This window comes from Streptomyces sp. NPDC051018 (assembly GCF_044456085.1).
Taxonomy (GTDB): Bacteria; Actinomycetota; Actinomycetes; order Streptomycetales; family Streptomycetaceae; genus Streptomyces.
This window is the reverse complement of sequence record NZ_JBITFN010000012.1, coordinates 200,968-225,709: the sequence shown is the minus strand read 5'-3', so window position 1 is coordinate 225,709 and position 24,742 is coordinate 200,968. Positions and strand designations below refer to the sequence as shown.

General features: G+C 71.5%; 16 protein-coding genes, 1 tRNA gene and 1 pseudogene. 3 read left to right on the top strand and 15 right to left on the bottom strand.

From position 1 onward, the window contains the following. Positions 1-179: 179 nt before the first annotated feature. Positions 180-410, bottom strand: a complete 231-nt coding sequence (locus ACIBCM_RS22070) for a hypothetical protein (RefSeq protein ID WP_399245664.1) — start codon at positions 408-410, stop codon at positions 180-182. Positions 411-506: 96 nt separating this feature from the next. Here ACIBCM_RS22070 and ACIBCM_RS22065 point away from each other — a divergent pair, with 96 nt between their 5' ends. Beyond that, a complete protein-coding gene (locus tag ACIBCM_RS22065; protein WP_399245662.1) occupies positions 507-1,184 on the top strand; it encodes a helix-turn-helix domain-containing protein in 678 nt (225 codons plus the stop codon). After that, positions 1,181-2,794, top strand: a complete 1,614-nt coding sequence (locus ACIBCM_RS22060; protein WP_399245660.1) for a tyrosine-type recombinase/integrase — start codon at positions 1,181-1,183, stop codon at positions 2,792-2,794. Before ACIBCM_RS22065 ends, ACIBCM_RS22060 begins: the two co-directional genes overlap by 4 nt. Before the next feature lie 126 nt (positions 2,795-2,920). On the opposite strand, the gene ACIBCM_RS22055 is transcribed toward ACIBCM_RS22060, so the two are convergent. From ACIBCM_RS22055 to ACIBCM_RS22005, 11 genes are all read right to left on the bottom strand, one after another. Beyond that, positions 2,921-2,994, bottom strand: a tRNA-Thr gene (locus tag ACIBCM_RS22055). A gap of 131 nt (positions 2,995-3,125) precedes the next feature. After that, complete coding sequence (locus ACIBCM_RS22050; RefSeq protein ID WP_399245658.1) at positions 3,126-4,682, bottom strand: alpha/beta hydrolase; 1,557 nt, start codon at positions 4,680-4,682, stop codon at positions 3,126-3,128. Positions 4,683-4,937: 255 nt separating this feature from the next. Then, complete coding sequence (locus tag ACIBCM_RS22045) at positions 4,938-6,143, bottom strand: DNA polymerase III subunit delta' (RefSeq protein WP_399245656.1); 1,206 nt, start codon at positions 6,141-6,143, stop codon at positions 4,938-4,940. Between the two features lie 390 nt (positions 6,144-6,533). Continuing rightward, positions 6,534-10,064: a dTMP kinase gene (gene tmk / locus ACIBCM_RS22040; protein WP_399245654.1), complete on the bottom strand. Its 3,531-nt coding sequence runs from the start codon at positions 10,062-10,064 to the stop codon at positions 6,534-6,536. Between the two features lie 261 nt (positions 10,065-10,325). Further along, entirely contained in the window at positions 10,326-13,196 is a 2,871-nt protein-coding gene (topA, locus tag ACIBCM_RS22035) for a type I DNA topoisomerase (RefSeq protein ID WP_399245652.1), read from the bottom strand. 267 nt (positions 13,197-13,463) lie between these two features. Next, a complete protein-coding gene (locus ACIBCM_RS22030) occupies positions 13,464-13,661 on the bottom strand; it encodes a hypothetical protein (RefSeq protein WP_399245650.1) in 198 nt (65 codons plus the stop codon). 609 nt (positions 13,662-14,270) lie between these two features. Next, positions 14,271-15,803, bottom strand: coding sequence for a methyltransferase (locus ACIBCM_RS22025; RefSeq protein WP_399245648.1), 1,533 nt, complete (start codon positions 15,801-15,803; stop codon positions 14,271-14,273). Between the two features lie 163 nt (positions 15,804-15,966). Then, on the bottom strand, positions 15,967-16,536 hold the full coding sequence (locus ACIBCM_RS22020; RefSeq protein WP_399245646.1) for a small secreted protein: 570 nt from the start codon (positions 16,534-16,536) through the stop codon (positions 15,967-15,969). Between the two features lie 268 nt (positions 16,537-16,804). Next, on the bottom strand, positions 16,805-19,213 hold the full coding sequence (locus tag ACIBCM_RS22015; protein ID WP_399245645.1) for a sodium-translocating pyrophosphatase: 2,409 nt from the start codon (positions 19,211-19,213) through the stop codon (positions 16,805-16,807). A 292-nt stretch (positions 19,214-19,505) separates the two neighbouring features. Beyond that, positions 19,506-19,946, bottom strand: a complete 441-nt coding sequence (locus tag ACIBCM_RS22010) for an ATP-binding protein (RefSeq protein WP_399245643.1) — start codon at positions 19,944-19,946, stop codon at positions 19,506-19,508. A gap of 99 nt (positions 19,947-20,045) precedes the next feature. Then, positions 20,046-20,399, bottom strand: a complete 354-nt coding sequence (locus ACIBCM_RS22005) for an STAS domain-containing protein (RefSeq protein ID WP_328318827.1) — start codon at positions 20,397-20,399, stop codon at positions 20,046-20,048. Positions 20,400-20,478: 79 nt separating this feature from the next. On the opposite strand from ACIBCM_RS22005, the gene ACIBCM_RS22000 reads away from it, so the two are divergent. Beyond that, complete coding sequence (locus tag ACIBCM_RS22000) at positions 20,479-22,950, top strand: DEAD/DEAH box helicase (protein WP_399245639.1); 2,472 nt, start codon at positions 20,479-20,481, stop codon at positions 22,948-22,950. A gap of 510 nt (positions 22,951-23,460) precedes the next feature. Here ACIBCM_RS22000 and ACIBCM_RS21995 read toward each other — a convergent pair. The 3 genes and pseudogenes from ACIBCM_RS21995 to ACIBCM_RS21985 all read right to left on the bottom strand — a co-directional run. Then, positions 23,461-24,024, bottom strand: a pseudogene (locus ACIBCM_RS21995) (Rv3654c family TadE-like protein); the annotation flags it as partial. Positions 24,025-24,101: 77 nt separating this feature from the next. Beyond that, the gene (locus ACIBCM_RS21990; protein ID WP_399245637.1) at positions 24,102-24,407 is read right to left on the bottom strand and encodes a TadE family type IV pilus minor pilin; all 306 of its coding nucleotides are present in this window, start codon (positions 24,405-24,407) and stop codon (positions 24,102-24,104) included. Positions 24,408-24,444: 37 nt separating this feature from the next. Continuing rightward, positions 24,445-24,666 (bottom strand): DUF4244 domain-containing protein, encoded by a 222-nt coding sequence (locus tag ACIBCM_RS21985; RefSeq protein WP_399245635.1) that lies wholly within the window; start codon positions 24,664-24,666, stop codon positions 24,445-24,447. Positions 24,667-24,742 lie beyond the last annotated feature (76 nt).

The window sequence follows — 24,742 nt, the reverse complement described above, 5'->3', positions numbered from 1 at the left end:
GGCCTCCGGCGTTGCACCGCCGGAGGCCCGCTCCGTTCACTGAGTGAACGCGGCCGGTTCCGAGACGGAACAGGCCGGGCGTTCCCCGGAGGGAACACGGACACTACGTCCACACCCCTGCACAGTCCAGCGATTCTGTGTCAGCTCAGCGCAGAACCGCCTGCTACGCTCCCTGCCCCTCACGCCGCCAGTCCGAGCAGGCTCAACAGGTCCGCCGTTACGACCCGGTAGGCATTGCCGAGCCGCAGCACCTTGCACGGGTAGGCGCCCCGCTTCGCCAGCTCATAGCCCTTGCTCCGCCCCAATCCGAGCGCCCGGTTGCTGGTGTCCAGGTCAACGGCCACTGGGAGGGCGAGCAGCTCCTCCCGGCTCATCCCCTTCGGCCGCCCGTTCGTGGCGTCTTCACGCATACCGCATCTCCTCTTTCCGTGCAGCCGTCGGCGAACGCGCGGATCACGTCCGGCTCCAGGCCACTCCATAGAGGATCCTCAAGTTAATGTGTCTGCATGACACAACACGGTTTCGATGATGAAGAAGACGTTCCGGAGTGGGCGGACCGGATCAAGGCCAACGTGGCCAGCGAGGTCCGGCGCAGAAGGAAGGGGAGGGGATGGAGTGCGCAGGACCTGGCGGACCGCTGCGAGGAGCTGGGGCACCCGATCCCGCGCAACGTGATCGCCAACATGGAATCGGGCCGCCGCGCCACCCTGCCCCTGGTGGACGTCATGGTCCTGGCCGCCGCCCTGGAGACCTACCCGGTCTGCCTGATCTTCCCCGTCGGCTACGTCGAGAAGACCCAGGAGCTGCCGTTCCAGGACCTCGTGCCGACCTGGGATGCCCTACGACGCTTCACCGGCGAGCAGGACGTGCCCGGCCACGACGCCGGCCTGGTCTCCGACTTCGAGCATCACGCCAGCCTCGTACGAACCGCCCTCGCCGCGCTCGAAGAGGAAGAACGGGCGCGGTTCGCCGCCAAGGCAGCCACCGGCCGCTCCCAGCAGGAAGAAGCCGAGCGCAAGCGGACCGAGTACGCCGACCAGGCCATCTCCGCCAAGTACGCCCTCCGCCACCTCCGCCGGAACCTCCGTGACGAGGGGGCCACCCTGCCAGACCTGCCACCCGCACTGGGCGACATCGACCCGTCTGAACCTGACCCCGACACCACCTCGGAGGAACGCCTTTGAAGGGCTCCACCTACCGTCGCTGCTCCTGCCGCGACCCGAAGACCGGCAAGGAACTCGGCTCTTCCTGTCCCAAGCGCAACAGCAGGAACCACTGCACCTACTCCATACGACAGGAACTGCCGCCACGCGAGGACGGCAGCCGACGGTCCTTCGCCCGTGGTGGGTACAGCAGCCTCAAGGCCGCCCAGGCGGACCTCGACCACGTACGTGCCCTCATGGGGCTCGCCGAGACCGACGACCCTGAGGGTGTCCAGCTGACCGCGGAGATGCTGGCCGAGGTCAGTGGAGGAAAGCTGCCCCTGCCGGACGTGGAGGAGACCCGGCGACGCCTGAAAGCCGGTCAGGAACTCGTCGGCAGCCTCACCGTGGGCGAGTGGCTGGACCGGTGGCTCGCGGGCAAGCGGATCCGAAAGTCGGGCATCAGCCGCTACGAGACCGACGTCCGCGTGCACCTCAAACCCCACATCGGCGACCGTCGCCTCGACCGGCTACGCGTGAGCCACCTCAGCGAGATGTTCACCGCCATCACCGACGCCAACGCCGAGATCCTGGAGCAGAACGCCCAGCGGCGTGCGGCGGTCGAGGAGTTGGCGACCGTGCCCTGGAAGGGCGTGGAGAACCGGACCCGCCGCAAAACGATGAAGGCGGCGATCGACGCGATGCCGCCCTTCCGCCGCGTCACCGGGCCGTCCACCCGCCAGCACATCAAGGCCACCCTCCGCGCCGCTCTGAACGACGCGATCGGCCAGCAGATCATCACGTTCAACCCAGCGGCCCACGTCGAGATCGACCCGGTCCGCAAGCCGAAGGCCCTGGTGTGGACGGACGAACGGGTCGCCAAGTGGGAGCAGACGGCCGGGAAGCCCTCCCCCGTCATGGTCTGGACACCGGAACAGACCGGCGCCTTCCTCGACTTCGTGGCCGATGACCGGCTGTACGCCATGTGGCACCTGATCGCCTTCCGTGGCCTGCGTCGCGGCGAGGCGTGCGGGCAGCCGTGGTCGGAGACCAACCTCGACCGACACTCCCTCACAGTGACGGGTCAGCTCGTGCAGGACGGGTGGGAGGTCGAATCGTCCGAGCCGAAGACGGACAGCGGCTTCCGCGTCGTCGCCTTGGACAACGACACCGTCGACGTACTGGAGCGGCACCGCAAGCAGCAGGAAGCCGACCGCGCGGAGTGGGGCTCGGCCTGGGTGAACACCGGGCTCGTCTTCACCCAAGAGGACGGCTCCTGGCTCCACCCCGGCAAGGTCACCGACCTCTTCGAGCGCCTCGTCGCCGCCTCCGGCCTCCCGCCGATCCGGCTGCACGACCTCCGCCACGGCGCGGCCACCCTCATGCTCGCCGCCGGCATCGACGTGAAGATCGTGGCGGACACCCTCGGGCACAGCGACACCCGGATCACGCGGGACATCTACCAGAGCGTCCTGCCCCACGTCGGCAAGAGGGCCGCCGAAGCCACCGCCAAGCTGGTCCCGCTCCAACGGAAGGCGGAAGCGGAAGACGCCGCACGCAAGGCGGAGAAGGCCCGGAAGAAGGCCAAGCGCGCCAAGAAGGCCCAGGCCGAGGGCAAGAAGAAGACCGGGCGGAAGAAGCCCAAGAAGTAGGGCTGCGCCCTCTCCGCTCACGCATCGCTCACGCAAGCAAATCCACGCAACCTCAGCCGCGTGACGCGCATGCCCTGAACGACAGAAAACCCCAGGTCACGGGCTATGTGACCTGGGGTTTCTCTGAGCCGCCTTCGGGATTCGAACCCGAGACCTACGCATTACGAGTGCGTTGCTCTGGCCAACTGAGCTAAGGCGGCACGCTGCGGAGATGGCCCGTCCGGCGAAGACGCGTTCGCATCAGCAGCGGCGCCAAGTCTACAGGGTGGTTTTGGGTGCCCCGAACCATCCGGGGGGCCGGTGGGCCCGGTGCCGGGCAGGTCGGGGGTGGTCAGCGGCAGCGTTTGGCGAGGGCGGGGGCGGTGCCCTCCAGGAGGTAGGTGTTGATCGCGGTGTCGACGCAGTCGCTGCCGCGGCCGTATGCCGTGTGGCCGTCGCCGTCGTAGGTGAGGAGGCGGCCGGAGGAGAGCTGGGTGGCGAGGGACCGGGACCACTTGTAGGGGGTGGCGGGGTCGCGGGTGGTGCCGACGACGAGGATGGGGGGTGCGCCCTGGGCCGTGATGCGGTGAGGGGTGCCGGTGGCGGGAGTGGGCCAGTAGGCGCAGTTCAGAGCGGCCCAGGCGAAGTTCCGGCCGAAGGCAGGGGACGCCTTCTCGAACTCGGGGAGCGCGGACTCGACGGCCTTGGGGTCGGTGAAGGCGGGCGGGGCGTCGAGGCAGTTCACGGCCGCGTTGGCCATCATCAGATTGGCGTAGGAGCCGTCGCCGTCGCGCTCGTAGTAGGTGTCGGCGAGGGCCAGGAGGGCCGCGCCGTCGCCGTTCATGGCGCTCGTCAGGGCAGTACGGAGCTGGGGCCAGGCGCTCTCGTCGTACATGGCGGTGAGGACTCCGGTGGTGGCCAGCGACTCGCCGAGCCGCCGGGACTCGCCGGTGGGGACGGGCCGGGCGTCCAGTTCGGCGAAGAACGCCTTGAGGCGGTTGGAGGCGTCCGTGGTGGAGGTGGTGCCGAGGGGGCAGTCCTTGCGCTTGACGCAGTCCGCCGCGAAGGACCGGAACGCGGTCTCGAAGCCCTCGGTCTGGTCGCGGTTCAGCGCCCGGGCGGGCAGGGAGGGGTCCAGAGCGCCGTCGAGGACGAGGCGGCCGGTGCGGGAGGGGAACAGTTCGGCGTAGGTCGCGCCCAGGAAGGTGCCGTACGAGGCGCCCACGTACGTCAGCTTCTCGTCGCCGAGCACGGCGCGCAGAACGTCCATGTCCCGGGCCGCGTCGACGGTCGAGACATGCGGCAGGACCTTTTTGGAACGCTTCTCGCAGCCCGCCGCGAAGTTCTTGAACGCGGTGGCGAGGCGAGCCGTCTCGGCCGCGTCGTCGGGCGTCTGGTCGACCTGGGTGTACGTGTCCATCTCCTTCCCGGTCAGACACTCGACGGGCTCGCTGCGGGCGACGCCGCGCGGATCCATGGCGACCATGTCGTAGCGGGCGCGGACCGGGGCGGGATAGCCGATGCCCGCGTACGCCTGGAGGTAGCCGACGGCCGAGCCGCCGGGGCCGCCGGGGTTGACGTGGAGAGAGCCGAGGCGCTTGCCCGGGCCGGTGGCCTTCTTGCGGGCGACGGCCAGCCGGACGGAGTCACCGCCGGGCTTGTCGTAGTCGAGGGGGGCCTTCAGCGTGGCGCACTGGAAGCCCGGCACACCGCAGTCGCGCCACGACAGTTTCTGCGCGTAGTACGGCTTCAGTTCCGCCGCCGGGGCTGATGTCGCGCCCGAGCCCGAGCCGCCCGTCGTGGACGCGGAGGCGCTGGGCGAGGAGCCCCCGCCGGTGCAGCCGGACAGCAGCACGCCGGCCGCGGCCAGCACGAGAGCGGAACTTCGGAGTACGCGCCTTGGATCCATGTCCGGAGCGTAGGGGACACGGCGGAGGGTTGCCCATTCGTACCGGTACGAACCGGTGTGGCGCCCCGTCCCGCGCTCCGGTCCTGCCCCTGGCCCGCGGCACCGCGCACGCTCGCACAACCAGTTCGATCCTGTCGGCGTTCGGGTACACGACACGCCGACCCCTCGCCCGCGCGGGGGACGCGCGGGCGGCGCACCGACGGGGCGCGGCCTCGCCGACGAGCCCGTCGGGGGTCCCTCAGCCCGAGCGGGGTCTCACCCCGCGCGCAGCGCCATCGTCATCGCCTCGACCGCCAGCAGCGGAGCCACATTCGCCTCCAGCGCCTCACGGCAGGCGATCACCGCCTCTATCCGGCGCAGGGTGCGCTCGGGCGTGGAGGCACGGGCGAGCCGGTCGAGTGAGTCCCGTACGTCGTCATTGGCGATCGCGACCTCGCTGCCCAGCTGGAGGGTGAGCACATCGCGGTAGAACCCGGTCAGATCGCTGAGGGCCAGATCCAGGCTGTCGCGCTGCGTACGCGTCTTGCGTCGCTTCTGCCTGTCCTCCAGCTCCTTCATCACCCCGGCGGTCCCGCGTGGCATCCGCCCGCCCTGGGCAGCGCCGAGCGCCGTCTTCAGCTCCTCCGTCTCCTTGGCGTCGACCTCGTCGGCGACCTGCTTGGCGTCCTCGGCGGCGGCGTCGATCAGCTCCTGCGCGGCCTTGAAGCAGCCGCCGATGTCGTCGACCCGCAGCGGCAGCTTCAGCACGGTCGACCGCCGGGCGCGGGCCCGCTCGTCGGTGGCGAGGCGGCGGGCCCGGCCGATATGGCCCTGAGTGGCGCGCGCCGCCGCGGCGGCGACGTCGGGCTCGATGCCGTCCCGCCGGATCAGCACATCGGCGACCGCCACGACCGGTGGCGTACGCAAGGTCAGATGGCGGCAGCGCGAGCGGATCGTCGGCAGCACATCCTCCAGCGAGGGCGCGCACAGCAGCCATACGGTGCGGGGCGCGGGTTCCTCGACGGCCTTCAGGAGCACATTGCCCGCGCCCTCCGTGAGGCGGTCCGCGTCCTCCAGGATGATCACCTGCCAGCGCCCGACGGCCGGGGAGAGCTGGGCGCGGCGGACGAGATCACGCGTCTCCTTGACGCCGATGGAGAGCAGGTCGGTACGGACGACCTCCACATCGGCATGCGTCCCCACGAGGGCGGTGTGGCAGCCGTCGCAGAACCCGCAGCCCGGCGCGCCGCCGAGGGCCCTGTCGGGGCTGACGCACTGGAGCGCGGCGGCGAAGGCGCGGGCTGCGGTGGAACGCCCCGACCCCGGCGGCCCCGTGAACAGCCACGCGTGCGTCATCTTGGACGCGTCGGGGGGGTGCTCCCCCTGGGCCACGGCGGTGACGAGGACGTCCGCGTCCCGCGCGGCGGCGGCGAGCTGCGCCTGCACGCGCTCCTGCCCGACGAGGTCGTCCCATACGGCCATATGCCGTCACCTGCCTCTGCCTTGTACTGGGACCTCCATTGTGAGGGAGGGGTATGACAACGGGGTCCGGGACGCCCGAGAAGGGACCCGGGCATCTGACGGGGTCCGGTGCCGTGCCCATCACCCGGTGCGGTGCCCCCGTCCCAGGACACCCGACGAAGGCCCGGGGGCGCGGAACAACGGAGTCCGGGGGCGCCCGACGAAGGTCCGAGACGCCGGCCATCGGAATCCGGGGCGCCCGACGGGGGCCGGGAGCCCCCGGCAACCGGCCGGGGCCGCCCGACAGGCCCCCGGTGTCGTACCCACGCCCCCTCGGAGCGTGCCAACGACCCTGGAAACCGCCGCCCCCGGGTCCAGTCCAGGGCCCCGGAAGCCCAAGGGCAGCCCCGGTCAGCCCCTCCGCCTGCGCCCGTCGTCCTCGTCGTCGTGGGGACCCAGCAGTTCGTCGGCCAGGGTGGGAAGGTCGTCCAGCGGGGTCTCCTCCGCCCAGTCCGAGCGGCGGCGGGGGCGGCCCGTGTCCGGATCCACCTGGGGAAGTTCACGCGTACGGTCGTTCGGGCCGACCGACGACGCGCCGGAGCGGGAGCCGGAGCCGGAAGAACCAGACGAACCCGAGCGGCCGGATGAACCGGATGAACGGGAGGGGCCGGCCGGACCCGCGGCACGCGAGGAACCCGACGCGCGTGAAGACCCCGCCCGCTCGTCGCGGAAGATGCCCTGCGGGACCCTGTCCTCCGGAGACTCGCCCCGGACCGGCGGAAGGACCGCGGTCTCCGCCGCATCAGCCCCTTCGGACCCCCGGGACTCTCCAGGCCCTCGGGACCCTCCGGACTCTCCAGCGGCTCCCGCCGCCTCATCCGTACCCGCAGCCGTCCCCTCGGCCCCGGAATCGGACCGTCCCGGCGCCACCGACGGCAGCACCGCCGTCTCGGCCGTGTCCGACGGCGGCGAGACCTTCGGAACCTCCTGGGTGATGTCGTCCGGGCGGACCACGGGCGTCGGCACCGTGACCTCGTTCGGCGAGACCCCGGACGCCTCCGAGGCCGCCTCGGCCGCGGAAGCCGCCCGCGCCGCCGCCTCCGCCCGACGCTCCTCATCCGCCCGACGTTCCTCTTCCGCCTGCCGCGCCTCTTCGGCCCGACGCGCCTCCTCCGCAAGCCGGGCCGCCTCGGCCTCAGCCCTGCGAGCCGCCTCCGCCTCCGCCCGGCGGGCCTCCTCCGCCCTCAGCAGCGCCTCCTCGGCCTTGCGCTGCTTCTCCAGCCGGCGTTCCTCCGCCTCGGCCCGCAGCCGGGCCTGCTCCTCCGCGAGCTTGCGCAGACGCTCCTGCTCCTCGCGGTGCGCCTTCTCCTCGGCCTCCCGCTTGCGGCGCTCCTCATCCGCGAGCCGCCGCGCCTCTTCGGCGCGCCGGCGGGCCTCCTCCGCCTGGCGCTCGGCCTCACGCTGCCGCGCGGCCTCCTCCTCGGCCTTGCGCCGGGCCTCCTCCTCGGCGCGGAGCCTCGCGAGCTGCTCCTGGCGCTCGCGCTCCAGACGCTCCTCCTCCGCCTTGCGCGCGGCTTCTTCCTCGGCCTTGCGGCGCGCTTCCTCCTCGGCCGCCTTGCGCGCCTCCTCCTGTGCCTTCACCTCGGCGGCGGAGAGCGGGAGCAGCTGGTCGAGCCGGTGGCGTACGACGGTGGTGACGGCCTCCGGCTCCTGGCCGGCGTCCACGACGAGATACCGGCCGGGGTCGCCCGCCGCGAGGGTGAGGAAGCCCGCGCGCACCCGCTGGTGGAACTCGGCGGGCTCGGACTCCAGCCGGTCGGGCGCCTCGGTGAAGCGCTCGCGCGCGGTCTCGGGCGAGACGTCCAGCAGAACCGTCAGATGCGGTACGAGCCCGTCCGTGGCCCACCGCGAGATCCGGGCGATCTCCGTCGGGGACAGATCGCGCCCGGCGCCCTGATAGGCGACGGAAGAGTCGATGTAGCGGTCGGAGATGACGATCGCCCCGCGCTCCAGGGCGGGCCGTACCACCGAGCCGACGTGTTCGGCGCGGTCGGCGGCGTACAGCAGCGCCTCGGCGCGGTTCGTCAGTCCGGCGGACGAGACGTCGAGCAGGATCGATCGCAGCCGCTTCCCGACCGGGGTCGCGCCCGGTTCGCGGGTGACGACGACCTCGTGCCCCTTCGCCCGGATCCACTCGGCGAGCGCCTCGACCTGGGTGGACTTCCCGGCGCCGTCTCCGCCCTCGACGGCGATGAAGAAGCCGGTGGCGGCGGGCGCCTGCGCCGGGTCCGCGCCACCGCGCAGCGCGTCGCCGAGGTCACGCCGCAGCGGCACGCCCGAGCGGTCGTCCGTCTTGGCGAGGACGATCGCGGCCACGGGCAGCAGCAGCGCGCCCACCAGCATCAGCGTGAAGGCGGCCCCGCCGTGCGCGAAGACGAAGTCCCCGCTCGCGAGCCGGTGCGGTCCGATCGCGGCGGCGAGCAGCGGCGCGCCGATCGCGCCGAGACCGATGCCGACCCGGACGACGGCCTGGAGGTGGTCGGTCATCCGGATGCGCCGGGGCTCCTCCACCTCCTGGTCGATGAGCGTGTGCCCGGTGCTCGCCGCGACTCCCGCCGACACCCCGGCGAGCAGCGCGATGAACAGCACGGTCGCCGTGTCCGGCACCAGCCCCATCGCGAGCAGGGCCACTCCGGTGATCGCGAGGGCGAGCGCGAGCAGCCGCCGGCGCGACAGCGCGGGCAGTACGTACTGCGCACCCCGGATCCCGAGGGCACTGCCGCCGGTCAGCGCGAGCACGAGGAGCGCGAAAGCGGCGGCTCCGCCTCCGAGGTCGATGGAGTGCAGTACGGAGACGGCGACGGCCGACGAGATCGCGGCCGCGACCGCCCCGCAGCCGAGGACGAGCAGCGGTATGGCTCCCGTACGCCCCTTGTCCGTACCCGTCCGGCGGGCCTTGTCACCCGCTGGACGTGCCTTGTCGGTGCCCGCTTGACGTGCCTTGTCGGTGCCCGCCGGCGCGGCCGGGGAGACGACCGCGGGCCGCAGCAGCCCTTCGAGCGGCGAGCGCGGCCTCGACGTCTGGGTGTTCGGCAGTTCGACGAAGAACAGCGCCGAGACGGACGCGGCGAAGAGACCGGCCGCGACGTAAGACCCGAGGGCCGCCGGGTGCAGCAGGAACCATTCGACGCCCTGGCCGATCAGTTCGCCGATGAGGGTGGCGACGAGCAGGACGGCCGCGCCGAGGGGGATCGCGGCGAAGGAGGTGCGCAGCCACAGCCGGCGCAGCGCCTCCCGATGGTCCGGAAGCGGGCGTACGGCCGCGCCCTCCGGCGGTGGCGCGGGCAGCAGCGCGGGGGCGGCACCGTCACGGGCGACGGTCCAGAAGCGTTCCGCCGCGCCGATGAGGAAGACCGTGACCAGCAGGATCACCGTCGCGTTCGCGGGGGTCCAGTCGATCCACAGCGGTGCCACGATGAGCAGAGCGAGCCGCAGCCCGTCCGCCCCGATCATCGTCCAGCGTCGGTCGAGGGGGCCCTTCGGCGAGGTCAGCGAGGTCAGCGGGCCGAGCAGTACGGCTCCGAAGAGCAGTGTGGCGAGGACGCGGGCGCCGAGCACGGCGGCGACGGCGAAGGCCGCACCGCGGTAGCCGCCGCCGAACATGCCCTGGGTCACCGCCGCCTGAAGGGTCAGCAGCAGGAGGACGAGGACGGCGACGGCGTCTCCGACGCCTCCCACGACCTGGGCGTTCCAGAGTCTCTTCAGCGTGGGGACCCGCAGCAGGGCGCGCAGGGCCCGCTCACGGGAGTCCGCGACGAGGTCACTGTGCGTACCGTTGGGCTCGTGGGGGTGCTGGGGTGCGGAGGTGCCGGAGTCCGAGGCAGTCTCTGAGGCGGTGCTCACGACCGCCTGCTGCTCGGCTGGCTGCTCGGCTCGCGTCATCCGCCCAGCCTATCCGGAGCGCCGTACTCCCCGGAGGGTCGTCCGAACATACGGGCGCAGTGCGCGACGGCTCACGGGCGCCCGCGCGCGGCGACCGGGGCGGGGGCCCGGCAGACGTTCCGGGACAGGGTGCGCACAGCGGGCCCACCCTGCCCATACTGCCGGTAACCAAGGGCGCGCCCGGTCAGCCCCGACGCGCCCCGCGACCGGGCGAACCCCGACCGCCGGGGTCCGTACCGATCGTCCCGGTACTCGTCCCGCTTACTCGTCCTCGGCCGCGGAGGCCGCCGACCTGCCGGCCGTGGCCTTCTTCGCCGCGGTCTTCTTGGCGGTGGTCTTCTTCGCGGCCGTCTTGGCCGCCGTCTTCTTCGCCGCGGTCTTCTTCGCGGGAGCCGCCTTCTTCGCCGGCGCCTTCTTGGCGGGTGCCTTCTTCGCCGCCGCCTTCTTCGCGGTCTTCTTGGCGGGGCCCTTGGCACGCTTCTCGGCGAGCAGTTCGTACCCGCGCTCGGGCGTGATCTCCTCCACGCTGTCGCCGCTCCGCAGCGTCGCGTTGGTCTCGCCGTCGGTGACGTACGGACCGAACCGGCCGTCCTTGACGACCACCGGACGTTCACTCACCGGGTCGGTCCCCAGCTCCTTCAGCGGCGGCTTGGCGGCGGCCCGCCCGCGCTGCTTGGGCTGGGCGTAGATCGCGAGCGCCTGCTCCAGCGTGATCCCGAAGAGCTGGTCCTCGCTCTCCAGCGAACGCGAGTCGGTGCCCTTCTTCAGATACGGGCCGTAGCGGCCGTTCTGCGCGGTGATCTCCACCCCCTCCGCGTCGGTGCCGACGACCCTGGGCAGCGACATCAGCCTGAGCGCGTCGTCCAGGGTGACGGTGTCCAGCGACATGGACTTGAAGAGGGAGGCCGTACGCGGCTTGACCGCGTTCTTGCCGGTCTTCGGGGTGCCCTCGGGCAGGATCTCGGTGACGTACGGGCCGTAGCGGCCGTCCTTCGCGACGATCTCGTTGCCCGACACGGGGTCCTTGCCCAGTGCGAAGTCACCGCTCGGCTTGGCCAGCAGCTCCTCCGCGTACTCCACGGTCAGTTCGTCGGGCGCGAGGTCGGCGGGCACATCGGCGCGCTGATGCCCCTCCGCGTCCTTCTCCCCGCGCTCGACGTACGGGCCGTAGCGGCCGACCCGCAGCACGATCCCGTCGCCGACGGGGAAGCTGGAGATCTCCCGGGCGTCGATCGCGCCGAGATCGGTGACCAGGGCCTTGAGGCCGCCGAGGTGGTCGCCGTCGCCATTGCCCGCGGCGGACGCGCTACCGGCGCCCGGGGCGGCCCCCTCGGAGCCCTCGCCGAAGTAGAAGCGCTTCAGCCACGGCACCGCCTGCGCCTCGCCCCGCGCGATGCAGTCGAGGTCGTCCTCCATCTTGGCGGTGAAGTCGTAGTCGACGAGCCTGCCGAAGTGCTTCTCCAGCAGATTGACGACGGCGAAGCTCAGGAAGGAGGGCACCAGGGCCGTCCCCTTCTTGAACACATAGCCGCGGTCGAGGATGGTGCCGATGATCGAGGCGTAGGTGGAGGGGCGGCCGATCTCGCGCTCCTCCAGCTCCTTGACCAGCGACGCCTCGGTGTAGCGGGCGGGCGGCTTGGTGGCGTGGCCGTCGACCGAGATCTCCTCGGCGGCGAGCGGGTCGCCCTCCTCGACCTGCGGCAGCCGGCGCTCACGGTCGTCGAGCTCGGCGTTCGGGTCGTCGGCGCCTTCCACATACGCCTTCATAAAGCCGTGGAAGGTGATCGTCTTGCCGGACGCGGAGAACTCGGCGTCCCGGCCGTCCGACGCCGTACCGGCGATCTTGACCGTGACCGAGTTCCCGACCGCGTCCTTCATCTGGGAGGCAACGGTCCGCTTCCAGATCAGCTCGTACAGCTTGAGCTGCTCGCCGGTCAGCCCGGTCTCGCCCGGGGTGCGGAAACGATCACCCGAGGGCCGGATGGCCTCGTGCGCCTCCTGCGCGTTCTTGACCTTGCCCGCGTACACCCGGGGCTTGTCGGGCAGATAGCCCGCCCCGTACAACTGGGTGACCTGCGCGCGGGCGGCGGCCACGGCGGTGTCGGAGAGAGTCGTGGAGTCCGTACGCATATAGGTGATGAAGCCGTTCTCGTACAGCTTCTGCGCGACCTGCATGGTGGCCTTGGCCCCGAAGCCCAGCTTGCGGGAGGCCTCCTGCTGGAGCGTCGTCGTACGGAAGGGGGCGTACGGCGAGCGGCGGTACGGCTTGGACTCGACCGAGCGGACGGCGAACGAGGCGTTCTCCAGCGCGGCGGCCAGGGCGCGCGCTTCCGTCTCGTCGAGGTGGAGCACCTGGCCCGACTTCAGCCGGCCGTCGGGGCCGAAGTCACGGCCCTGCGCGACCCGCTGTCCGTCGACCGAGTTCAGGCGGGCCGTCAGTGAGGACGGGTCGGACTGGTCCCCGGCGCGGCCGGTGGAGAAGGTGCCGGTCAGATCCCAGTACTCGGCGGAGGTGAACGCCCTGCGCTCCCGCTCCCGCTCCACGACGAGCCTGGTCGCCACCGACTGGACCCGGCCCGCGGAGAGCCGGGGCATGACCTTCTTCCACAGGACCGGCGAGACCTCGTAGCCGTAGAGACGGTCGAGGATACGGCGGGTCTCCTGGGCGTCGACCATGCGCTTGTTCAGCTCGCGCGGGTTGGCGACGGCGTCGCGGATCGCGTCCTTGGTGATCTCGTGGAAGACCATCCGGTGGACGGGGACCTTGGGCTTGAGGACCTCCAGCAGATGCCAGGCGATGGCCTCGCCCTCGCGGTCCTCATCGGTGGCGAGATAGAGCTCGTCGGAGGCGGCGAGCTGCTCCTTGAGCTTCTTGACCTGCGCCCTCTTGTCGGCGTTGACGACATAGACGGGCTGGAAGTCGTGCTCGACGTCGACACCGAGACGGCGGACCTCACCGGTGTACTTCTCGGGAACCTCGGCGGCGCCGTTGGGGAGGTCGCGGATGTGCCCGACGCTCGCCTCGACGACATAGCCGGGGCCGAGGTACCCCTTGATCGTCTTCGCCTTGGCAGGCGACTCGACGATCACGAGTCGGCGGCCGCCCTGTGCGGTCTCGCTGGTCGGGAACAACTTCGCTCTTCTCTCCGGTCGACGCTCGATGGGCAGACACGGCAGTACGGCGCTGGTCGCGCACACCGCTGTGACGCTGCAATGGTGCCCGCAGATCCCGCGAAATGCCCATGCGGAGGCTGCGTGGTGCTGCTGCCGCTGCGGAGTGTGACGGTACAACCCGCCCCCGTGTCAAACGGCAAAAGCCCGCAACGGCCACTCGAACGGTAACCCGAGTCCGGGCATTCCTGCCGCCCGGACCGGCACGTGGAGGCGCGGGAACCCCGCTCAGACGCGGCCGAAGCACCACAGCCCGAGGGCGAGGGAAACGACACCGGAGAGGGTCGTGAGGGCGACGGCCGTGGCGGGACTCACTCCCTGGGCGACCGGCGCGCGGTGCATCACGCGCACTCCGGTCCACAGCAGCAGCGCCGCCCCGAACAGCGCGAACGCCGTTCCCGCGAAGATCGCCGGACCGCTCTCCATACCCGCACCCCGCCTTTCTGTGTACTGCCGCGTCGCCGGGGGATCACGGAGGCTCTGCCCCGGGTCGAGGCTGGCACCCCGGGGCGTCGGAGACACGAATTCCGGGTGAACGACGCGTGGGTTCACCCGGGCGGCGCTCCCCGCCCGGCCCTCCGGCTGCCCGCCCGGGCTCTCCGGTTCCCCGGCCCCTCGGACTCGCGGGCCCGGTACACGGAGCCCTCGGGGAAGAAATGGGGCGGGGCGGCACGGGTTCTGCGGGTGTGGCTGCGGGATCCGTGTGATCACGGGGTGACCGGGCCCGGAGGAAGCAGGGGGCGGACCGGCCGATGAGGTGGTCCGGTCCGGGCGCCGGGTGAACAGGCGGGTGAGGCGGGGCCGACATACCGGGGGCGGAGGGGGACGACAGAGCGGGTGGGACAAGGCACGTAACCGAACATTGGCCGATTTCACCCCCTCATCCGGCTCGATCTACCATCCCCCACTCCCCCGCGCCCGGCTCGTGCCCCTCCGTATGACAGCCGGTCCGGGAGGGCTTGTGTCCGCCCCGGTACGTGGGCGGCACCGGAGGCACGGGGGCCCTGCGAGGCCCCGGCACGAGCACCGCGCGTGTTACCCGACCGGCGTCACCGGTTCCAGGAAGCCCTCCTCCACCAGGAGCCGGAGCGCCTGCGGGGTGCGGTCGCGCAGCAGGACCGGGTCCTCCTCGATGAGCTGGGCGATCGCGTCCAGAATGCGGCCCGCGCTCAGCGTCCCGTCGCACGCCCCGGCGAAGCCCGCCCCCACCGTGTCGACCTTGGTGGCCCGCCGCATCCCCCGGCTCTGCCGCAGGACCACATGCTCGGGGTGCTCCGCGCCCGGCAGCCCGACCTGCTCCTGCGTCACCCCGTCCGCGAGAACGAAGTGGTCGGCGAGCAGGGCCGCGTCGTCATGGGTGCGCAGATACTCCTGGCGGGCGAAGTGGGCCCGTACGCTCTCGCCGAGCGGCTGCTCCACCGGGTGCGGCCACTCCTCCACGACGACCGAGGGCCGACCGGAGTCCGATCTCCGCAGGGTGATCCAGCCAAAGCCGACCGCCTTGGTCCCGCGCGCCTCGAACTCGTCCAGCCATGCCCCGTACCGCGCCGCGTACGCCCCCGGGTCCCCCCGGTGGTCGCCGCTGTCGCGCAGCCACAGCTCGGCGTACTGCGTGATGTCCTGCACCTCGCGCTGCACGATCCAGGCATCGCACCCGCGCGGCACCCAGGAGCGCAGCCGGTCCTGCCACTCCTCGCCCTCCACGTGCTGCCAGTTGGCGAGGAACTGGGCGAACCCCCCGTGATTCAGCCGGCCGCCCGCCTGCTGAACGAGTGAGCGGCACAGATCGTCCCCACCCATTCCACCGTCCCGGTATGTCAGACGGGTGCCGCCGTCCACGGCCCCGGGCGAGATCACGAACGGCGGGTTCGACACGATCAGGTCGTACCGGTCCTCCCCGGCAGGCTCGAAGAGGGAACCCTCCCGCAGCTCGGCCCCGGGCGCGCCGGAGAGCGCGAGCGTGAGCCGGGTGAAGGCCAGGGCGCGCGGGTTCAGATCGGTGGCCGTGACCCGGGTGGCGTGCTGCGCCGCGTGCAGCGCCTGGATGCCGGATCCGGTGCCGAGGTCGAGGGCGGACTCCACCGGCGTACGGACCGTGATCCCGGCGAGGGTCGTGGACGCGCCGCCGACACCCAGGACGACCCCCGCGCCCTGACCGCCCGCGCCCGCCGCGCCGCCGACCGCGCACCCGAGGTCGGAGACGATGAACCAGTCCTGCCCCTCGGGCCCGCCGTAGGGCCGTACGTCCACCGTGGCGCGGAGCGAGTCACCGTCGCGCACCACCCAGCCGCCGGCGAGGCACTCCTCCAGCGGCAGGGCGGCCCGGGCTCTGTCGTACGCCACGGGCCGCTGGAGCAGGAACAGCCGGACCAGGGTCTGCAGGGGACCGTCCCCCCGGGTGGCGCGCTGTGCGGGCACGGTCTCGCTGCGGGCGAGCGCCGCGTACGCGGAGGCGCCGAGCAGGTCGAGCAGCCCGTCGGCGGTGAAATCGCCGGCGAGAAGGGCCTCGCGCAGCCTGAGCGCGTGGTCGGGCGAGGGGATGTCCGGAACGGCACGGGTCGTACTCACCCGACCATTGTGTCCGCCGCCACTGACAATCGCCGCCCCCGCCCCGGCTCGGCCCGAGGGCTCAGCTCAGCCCGGCCCGGGCTGGGCCGGGCCCGGAGAGCGGCCGGCCCCCGGACCGGGACCTCTCGCGCCGGGCGCACCCGGCGGCCCGGCAGCGGCGGTCCTACGGAGCCGAGACCGCCTTGGGGCTCGGCGGCGCGACCGGCTTGCAGCCCGGCTGCTTCGCCATCGCCTTGCCCGTGGTGCTCACCCGCAGCTTGTTCCACGCGGCGCGGTTCTGCTCGATCTTCGCCAGCCCGTCGGCGATCGGCTTCAGACCGTCCGCGAACTTCTGCTGGTCCTGCGCGTCGAGCGCGTCGATCTGCTTCTTCAGGTCGAGATACGACTTGGCGTTGGCGTCGAATTCGGCGACGGCCGCGTCCACCAACTCGCGGTCCTCCTTGACGGGGGTCTGCCCGGCGGTGCGGTAGGCGGCGGCGAACGCCTTGTTCACATCGGAGAGGTCCTGGAAGGCCTTGGAGTCGGCGGCCTGGATGTCGCCCGGCTTGCCGTCCGACGCGGTCGAGCGGATGAGCTGTTCGACCTGGGCCTGCTTCTGGATCTGCGGCTTCGCCAGATCGCAGTACTTCGCGGCCCAGTCGTCGACCGAGTCCTTGTCATCACCGCCGCAACCGGACAGTGCCAGTACCAGTACGACGCTGCCGGACAGGGCGGCCGCAAGCTTCTTGTTCACCGGATTCGGTCCCTTCCAAGGCTCCTCGCGCCCCGGAACATACACGCCGTGTGGGCGGCAAACGCATGCCAGTCGCCGGGTTCATCCACTCTTGTAACCATTTGCACCAAGGGAGACAAGACTCACCCGGAGCGGGCAAACGAACGGACGGCGTGTCAGGACACGCCGTCCGTTCGCCTCTTGAGCGGAAGTGGGAGTGCTGAGGGGGTTCGGATCCGGTCTCGTGCTGTGACCGGACCGGGGCGCGCCCGATGGATCCTGCCGGGCCCTAGGTCACGGTCGCGGGGTCGGACGATGTGGCATTGCGCTCGGCGGAACCGGTCTCGTCGTCCCCGACGGCGATGCCCCGCCGCTTGGAGATGTAGACGGCCCCGACGATGACCAGGATGGCGAGGACCGCCACCAGGGCCCTGACCGGGGCGCTGGCGTCGTCCCCGTAGCTGAACTGGATCACCGCGGGCGCGATCAGCAGCGCCACCAGGTTCATCACCTTCAGCAGGGGGTTGATCGCCGGTCCGGCCGTGTCCTTGAACGGGTCGCCGACGGTGTCGCCGATGACGGTCGCGGCATGGGCCTCGCTGCCCTTGCCGCCGTGGCTGCCGTCCTCGACGAGCTTTTTGGCGTTGTCCCAGGCGCCTCCGGAGTTCGCGAGGAAGACCGCCATCAGGGTGCCGGTGCCGATCGCGCCCGCGAGGAACGCGCCGAGCGCCCCCACACCGAGGGAGAACCCGACCACGATCGGGGTCAGCACGGCGAGGAGCCCCGGGGTGGCGAGTTCCCTGAGCGCGTCCTTGGTGCAGATGTCGACGACCCGCCCGTACTCGGGCTTCTCGGAGTAGTCCATGATCCCGGGGTGCTCGCGGAACTGCCGCCGCACCTCGTAGACCACCGCCCCCGCCGAGCGGGAGACCGCGTTGATCGCCAGCCCCGAGAAGAGGAAGACGACCGCCGCGCCGAGGACCAGCCCGACCAGGTTGTTGGGCTGGGAGATGTCCATGACGAGATTCAGGGGCGCGCCGTCCCCGACCTTCTCACCGACGTCCCTGGCCGCGGTCGCGATGGCATCGCGATACGAGCCGAAGAGCGCGGCGGCCGCCAGTACGGCGGTGGCGATGGCGATCCCCTTGGTGATGGCCTTGGTGGTGTTGCCGACGGCGTCCAGGTCGGTGAGCACCTGCGCGCCCGCGCCCTCGACGTCACCGGACATCTCGGCGATGCCCTGCGCGTTGTCGGAGACGGGTCCGAAGGTGTCCATGGCGACGATGACGCCGACGGTGGTGAGCAGACCGGTACCGGCCAGCGCCACCGCGAAGAGGGCCAGCATGATCGATGTGCCGCCGAGCAGGAACGCCCCGTACACACTCAGCCCGATCAGCAGCGCCGTGTAGACGGCGGACTCCAGCCCGATGGAGATACCGGCGAGGATCACGGTCGCCGGGCCGGTCAGCGAGGACTTGCCGATGTCCTTCACCGGACGGCGGCTGGTCTCGGTGAAGTAGCCGGTGAGCTGCTGGATCAGAGCCGCCAGCACGATGCCGATCGCAACGGCGACGAGCGCCAGTATCCGCGGATCGCCGCCGTGCGAACTGATGGCGGCCTCGGTCACACCCTCCAGATCGGCGTAGGAGGAGGGCAGATAGAGGAAGACGGCCACGGCCACGAGGACGAGGGAGATCACCGCGGAGATGAAGAATCCGCGGTTGATGGCGGTCATACCGCTCCGGTCGGCGCGCCGCGGGGCGACCGCGAAGATGCCGATCATCGCGGTGAGCACCCCGATCGCCGGAACGATCAGCGGAAAGGCGAGTCCGGCGTCGCCGAAGGCCGCCTTGCCGAGGATGAGGGCCGCGACCAGCGTGACGGCGTACGACTCGAAGAGGTCCGCGGCCATGCCCGCGCAGTCGCCGACGTTGTCGCCCACATTGTCGGCGATGGTGGCGGCGTTGCGCGGGTCGTCCTCGGGGATGCCCTGCTCGACCTTGCCGACGAGGTCGGCGCCGACGTCGGCGGCCTTGGTGAAGATGCCTCCCCCGACCCGCATGAACATGGCGATCAGGGCAGCGCCGAGGCCGAAGCCCTCCAGGACCTTGGGGGCGTCGGCGGCGTAGACGAGGACGACACAGGAGGCACCCAGCAGGCCGAGGCCCACCGTGAACATGCCGACCACACCTCCCGTACGGAATGCGATCTTCATGGCCTTGTGCGCCACGGCCGTCAGATCCTTTTCCGGCTCGCCTTTTGCCGGAGTCGCCTCACGCGCGGCTGCGGCCACACGCACATTGGCCCGTACGGCAAGACGCATACCGATGTATCCGGTGGCCGCCGAGAAAAGCGCACCCACCAGGAAGAACACCGAGCGTCCGGCACGCTGTGACCAGTCGTCCGCCGGAAGAAGCAACAGCAGGAAGAACACCACGACGGCGAAGATGCCGAGGGTGCGCAACTGCCGTGCCAGATAGGCATTCGCGCCTTCCTGTACCGCCGCCGCGATCTTCTTCATGGAGTCGGTGCCCTCGTCGGCGGCCAGCACCTGGCGTACCAGCAGCTGGGCCACGACCAGAGCCGCCAGCGCCACCACGGCGATGACGACGACGATCATTCGATTGTCGTTTGTCAGCACCGCGGCCGAGAGGGAAGTCGGATGATCGATCATTTCCGTTTTAAAGAGCCCCGCCATTCGTCCTCCTTGACGTCGTTCAGAGCTCAAGATGTGGACGGATTGTAGGGAGCGGAACCCGATCTAAACAGGGCACGACAAATGCAATTGACCTTCGCTTGCCATCCAGCAAATGATCAGGTTCCCCAAGCGACCCCGAAAGAAGTAATGGGGCAAAGGCATTGACACATGATCGATGATCTATGAAATGATCTAGATATAAAACGAAAGAGGCCCTGCTGAGCAGGGCCTCTTCACACAAATGGACCGCCGGGACCGCCGTACGAGAACGGGGTCGGGGGTCCCCGCGGGATCAGGGCAGGGCGCTGACGGGCGCCGTCGGCCAGCTCATACGGATTACACCGCCCTCGTCGCTGGTGGAGACCTCCATGTCGTCGACGAGCCCGCTGATCACCGCCAGGCCCATCTCGTCCTCGCCCTCGGCCTCCTCGTCACCGCCGACGCGCCCGCCGGATCCGCTCCGGGATCCCTCGGTGCCCGGGCCGGGGACCTCGTCCCCCACCTCGATCGAGAAGGTCTTGTCCTCCTCGGTCAGCACGACCTTGATGGGGGCCGTGATGCCATGGCCGCGATGCAGCCCCACAGCACGGCTGCACGCCTCACCGACCGCGAGCCGGACCTCGTCCAGCACTGCCTCGTCGACCCCCGCCCGGCGCGCCACGGCAGCGGCCACCAAGCGGGCGGTCCTCACATGCTCGGGCTGAGCGCTGAAACGAAGTTCGACGGTGGCCATGCCATCCCCCTCGGACGTACGGGCGTGCATCTCGGGGGCCCGGGCTGGCTGCCCGGTACCCCTCCTCTTCCGGTGGTCTCGGAAAGTCCCGGGCCGACCTCAGTCGGTGGCCGCGACGGCATCGTCGACCGTGGTGTGGATCGGGAACACCTTGGTGAGACCCGTGATCCGGAAGATCTTGAGAATGCGCTCCTGGTTGCAGACCAGGCGCAGCGAGCCCTCATGCGCGCGCACGCGCTTCAGGCCGCCCACCAGGACGCCGAGTCCGGTGGAGTCGAGGAAGTCGACGCCCTCCATGTCGACGACCAGGTGGTAGCTGCCGTCGTTCACCAACTCGACCAACTGCTCGCGCAGCTTGGGCGCGGTATACACATCAATCTCGCCACCGACCTCGACGACCGTACGGTCGCCACCAGGGCCGGACACATTGCGAGTCGACAGGGACAGGTCCACGGATCCTCCAGCACCTTGCTATCGAGCGGCCGCCCCCTGAGGTCTCCCCGGCGGAGCCGGAGGACGGTCGCCAGCCGCGATGGCATTCAATCACTTACCAGCAGCCATGCACGACGCCTTGAGACCATTGTCCGTCACGCCGGTGACACACTCGGTGCCGATGGCCAAGAATCTCCGCCCCAGACGACCGCCCGAGAACGGGGAAACCCGCCCCGCCCCCGGCGCGGTCCTCGACCGGCTCGCCGCGGGCGGGAACAGGGCTACGCGCATCACTCATACGGAGCACTTGCCCCCGAGACCCGGCCGCCATGCCGCCTGGCCCGATCACATCCGGCCAGAAGTGATCGACGCCATTCGGCGGGCCGGGATCGACCGTCCCTGGGCCCACCAGGCATCCGCCGCGGAGCACGCTCTGAACGGCGAGTCCGTGGTCATCGCCACCGGCACCGCGTCGGGCAAGTCGCTGGCCTATCTCGCACCCGTCCTCAGCACCCTGCTCGACGGCGCCGAGGCCCCGAACGGGCGGGGCGCGACCGCCCTCTACCTCGCCCCGACCAAGGCGCTGGCCGCCGACCAGTGCCGGGCGGTCAAGGACCTCGCCTCGCCCCTGGGCAACCGGATCCGGCCCGCGGTCTACGACGGCGACACCCCCGTCGAGGAACGCGAATGGGTCCGTCAGTACGCCACGTACGTCCTCACCAATCCGGACATGCTCCACCGCGGGATCCTCCCCTCGCACCCCCGCTGGTCCTCCTTTCTGCGCGCCCTGCGCTATGTCGTCATCGACGAGTGCCACACCTACCGGGGTGTCTTCGGCTCCCATGTCGCCCAGGTCCTGCGCCGGCTCCGCCGGATATGCGCCCGCTACGGTGCGAATCCGGTCTTCCTCCTCGCCTCCGCCACCGCGGCGGAACCGGCGGTGGCGGCCAGGCGGCTCACGGGGCTGCCCGTCCGGGAGGTCTCCGACGACGCCTCGCCGCGCGGTGAACTCGTCTTCGCCCTCTGGGAGCCCCCGCTCACCGAACTCCACGGCGAGAAGGGCGCACCGGTCCGCCGCACCGCCACCACGGAGACCGCCGACCTCCTCACCGATCTGACCGTGCAGGGGGTCCGCACGGTGGCCTTCGTACGCTCCCGGCGGGGCGCCGAGCTGATCTCCGTGATCAGCAAGGAGCGCCTGGCCGAGGTGGATCTCTCGCTGCCCCCGCGGGTGGCCGCGTACCGGGGCGGCTATCTCCCCGAGGAGCGCCGCGCCCTGGAACGGGCCCTGCACTCCGGCGAACTCCTCGGCCTCGCCGCCACGACCGCCCTGGAACTGGGCGTGGACGTCGCCGGCCTCGACGCCGTCCTCATCGCCGGATATCCCGGCACCCGGGCGTCCCTGTGGCAGCAGGCCGGCCGGGCGGGACGCGCCGGGCAGGGTGCGCTGGCCGTACTGATCGCCCGTGACGACCCGCTGGACACCTTCCTCGTACACCACCCCGAGGCACTGTTCCGGCAGCCCGTGGAGTCCACCGTCCTCGATCCCGACAATCCGTATGTCCTCGCGCCCCACCTGTGCGCCGCGGCCGCCGAACTCCCGCTCACCGAGGCCGATCTGGAGCTCTTCGGCCCCGCGACCGGCGATCTGTTGCCGCAGCTGGAGGCCGCGAGGCTGCTGCGGCGCCGGTCGTCGGGCTGGCACTGGACCCGCCGGGAGCGGGCGGCCGACCTCACCGACATCCGGGGCGGTGGGGGCCGCCCCGTCCAGATCGTCGAGGAGGGCACCGGCCGGCTGCTGGGCACCGTCGACGAATCCGCCGCCCACACCACGGTCCACGAGGGGGCCGTCCACCTCCACCAGGGCCGTACGTATCTGGTGCGCAGACTGGACCTGACGGATCCCCACGGCTCCGTCGCCCTCGTCGAGGAGGCGGTCCCGCCGTACTCCACCACCGCCCGTGACACCACCTCCGTCTCCGTGCTCACGACCGACACCGAGATCCCCTGGGGCGGGGGGCGCCTGTGCCACGGCTCGGTCGAGGTCACCAACCAGGTCGTCTCCTTCCTGCGCCGCAGGCTCATCACCGGGGAGGTGCTCGGCGAGACCAAGCTCGATCTGCCGCCGCGCACCCTGCGGACCCGGGCCGTGTGGTGGACCGTCACCGAGGAACAGCTGGACGCGGCCCGGATCAATCCGGAGCAGCTGGGCGGCGCCCTGCACGCGGCCGAGCACGCCTCCATCGGAATGCTGCCGCTCTTCGCGACCTGCGACCGCTGGGACATCGGCGGGGTCTCCGTCCCGCTGCACCCGGACACCCTGCTGCCGACGGTGTTCGTGTACGACGGGCATCCGGGTGGCGCGGGGTTCGCCGAGCGGGCCTTCCACACGGCCCGTGACTGGCTCACCGCGACGCGCGAGGCCATCGCCTCGTGCGAGTGCGAGGCGGGATGTCCGTCCTGCATCCAGTCCCCCAAGTGCGGCAACGGCAACGAGCCGTTGCACAAGCGCGGTGCGGTGCGGCTGCTGACGGAGCTGCTGAGGGGTGCGGCACCAGCGGACGACACCTGAGCGGACGACACCTGGGCGGACGGCACCCGGACGCACGGCGGACGGGCATACGGCACTTGGGCGCACGGCGGACGGGCATACGGCACTTGGGCGGACGGCGAGCGGCATGGACGTGGGCGTGGCCGGGCCCGGTCCGGCGGGTACGCCCGGTGCCGGCGGGAGACGGTGCCCCCGGCGTTGCGTGAGCCCAGGAAGGCCCGGGGGCCCGTGGGACCGGGAGGGGAGGAGAGCGGCGGCGCCTCCTCGTACCGCCGGAGGGAGTCGACCCGGCCAGGCGTGCCGGGCCGGGAGTCCGGGGCTCCGGGATGTCCACGGGCCCGGGTGCCTCCCCGGAGCGCCCCGGAGGACGGTGGGCCGGCGGCGCTCCAGGAGCCGGGAGAAGCCTGTGAGTGGCCCTCCCCCGGCGTGAACGACGTGGTGGGACAAGCGGGCCCGGGAGGGTGCCCTGAGCGCCGGAGAGGGCGGCACAGGGGCTTCCACGGGGGCGGCGCGCCCTGCCGGGCCGGCCCGGGATCTGACGGACGGGGTGTAGGGGCCGAGCCGGGCCTCAGCCGTCACCTCCGAGACCTCACCGCGGATCACACAGCGGACGACCGTCACCCCCTGGGCGCGGGCCACCTCCGCCGCCCTGGCACACGCCGCCGCACGGCCTTCCACAGCGTGGTCTGCGGCGGCCAGCGCAGCCAAGTCCGCCGCGGACCCCGCGCGATGACGCGCCACCACGATCTGGCCCATCGCCAGGACGGTCCCGAACACGGCGCACAGGACGGTCGCCGCGAGGGCCGCCCACACGGTCGCGGCACCCCGATCGCGCTTGCCTGCGCCCCGGGCCGGCCTCGGGGCCCGAGCGTCCCCGCCGTCTCCGCTGTCTCCGCCGTCCGCGCTGTCCCCGACGGGCACTGTCCGTCTCCTGAGCCAGGTGCCCCGGATGTCCCGAGTGCCCCGACAGCCTCCGGACCGCCGCAGACCCAGGGCCCACCCGGGCGGCCCGGTCCACCTCAGGCGCCCGGGCCGCCCGGCGCCCACCGCACCCCCGGGACCTCCGGGACCTCCGATGTTTCTCGTGCTTTTCATCGAGGTGCCCTCCCGTCCACCCCGCGGCCCCGGCTCCCCGGGCTCCCGGACACCGCATCCGCCCACGGCTCCCCCGGTCATGACGGCACCGCCTCCTCCGTGTGGGCCGCCGCCTCGGCGGTGAGGGTCAGGGCGAGGGCGCCCGGGCCCGGTGTCGGGGCCTCCACCCGGACGAGCCACAGGTCTCCCTCACGCCGCACGGCGATCCGGGCCCCCTCGGGCGCGGCCGAGCGGGCGACGGCCACGGCACTCTCCCTGGGTTCGGACCTGGCCATCGCCCGGGCCCCGGCGCGGGCCGCGTCCACACACCGGATCTGGGCGGATGCCGCGGTGAGCGCCCACACCAGCGCCATGACGAAGGCCACCAGGGCAGGCAGGGCCACGGCCGCCTCCGCCGTCACCGACCCTCGGTCACGCGCCTCAGAACTGCACATCGAGCGCCTTCCCGATCACCGACCGCAGCGCGTCCGAGACAGCGCCACTGGTGACGATCTTGTAGAGCACGGCCGCGAAGGCGCAGGCGGCGATCGTCCCCATCGCGTACTCGGACGTGGTCATGCCCGCGTCCCGGCGCCGCCCCGCCCGGGACAGTGCCCGCAGCCATGTCCGTACCGGATTCACCCGATGTACCGGATTCACCATGTCAACCCCCATGAGTTCTCGGTCAGTTCCCGTTCGGTTGTGAGGTTCTTGCGTTATTCGCGGTCTTTGCGGTCCT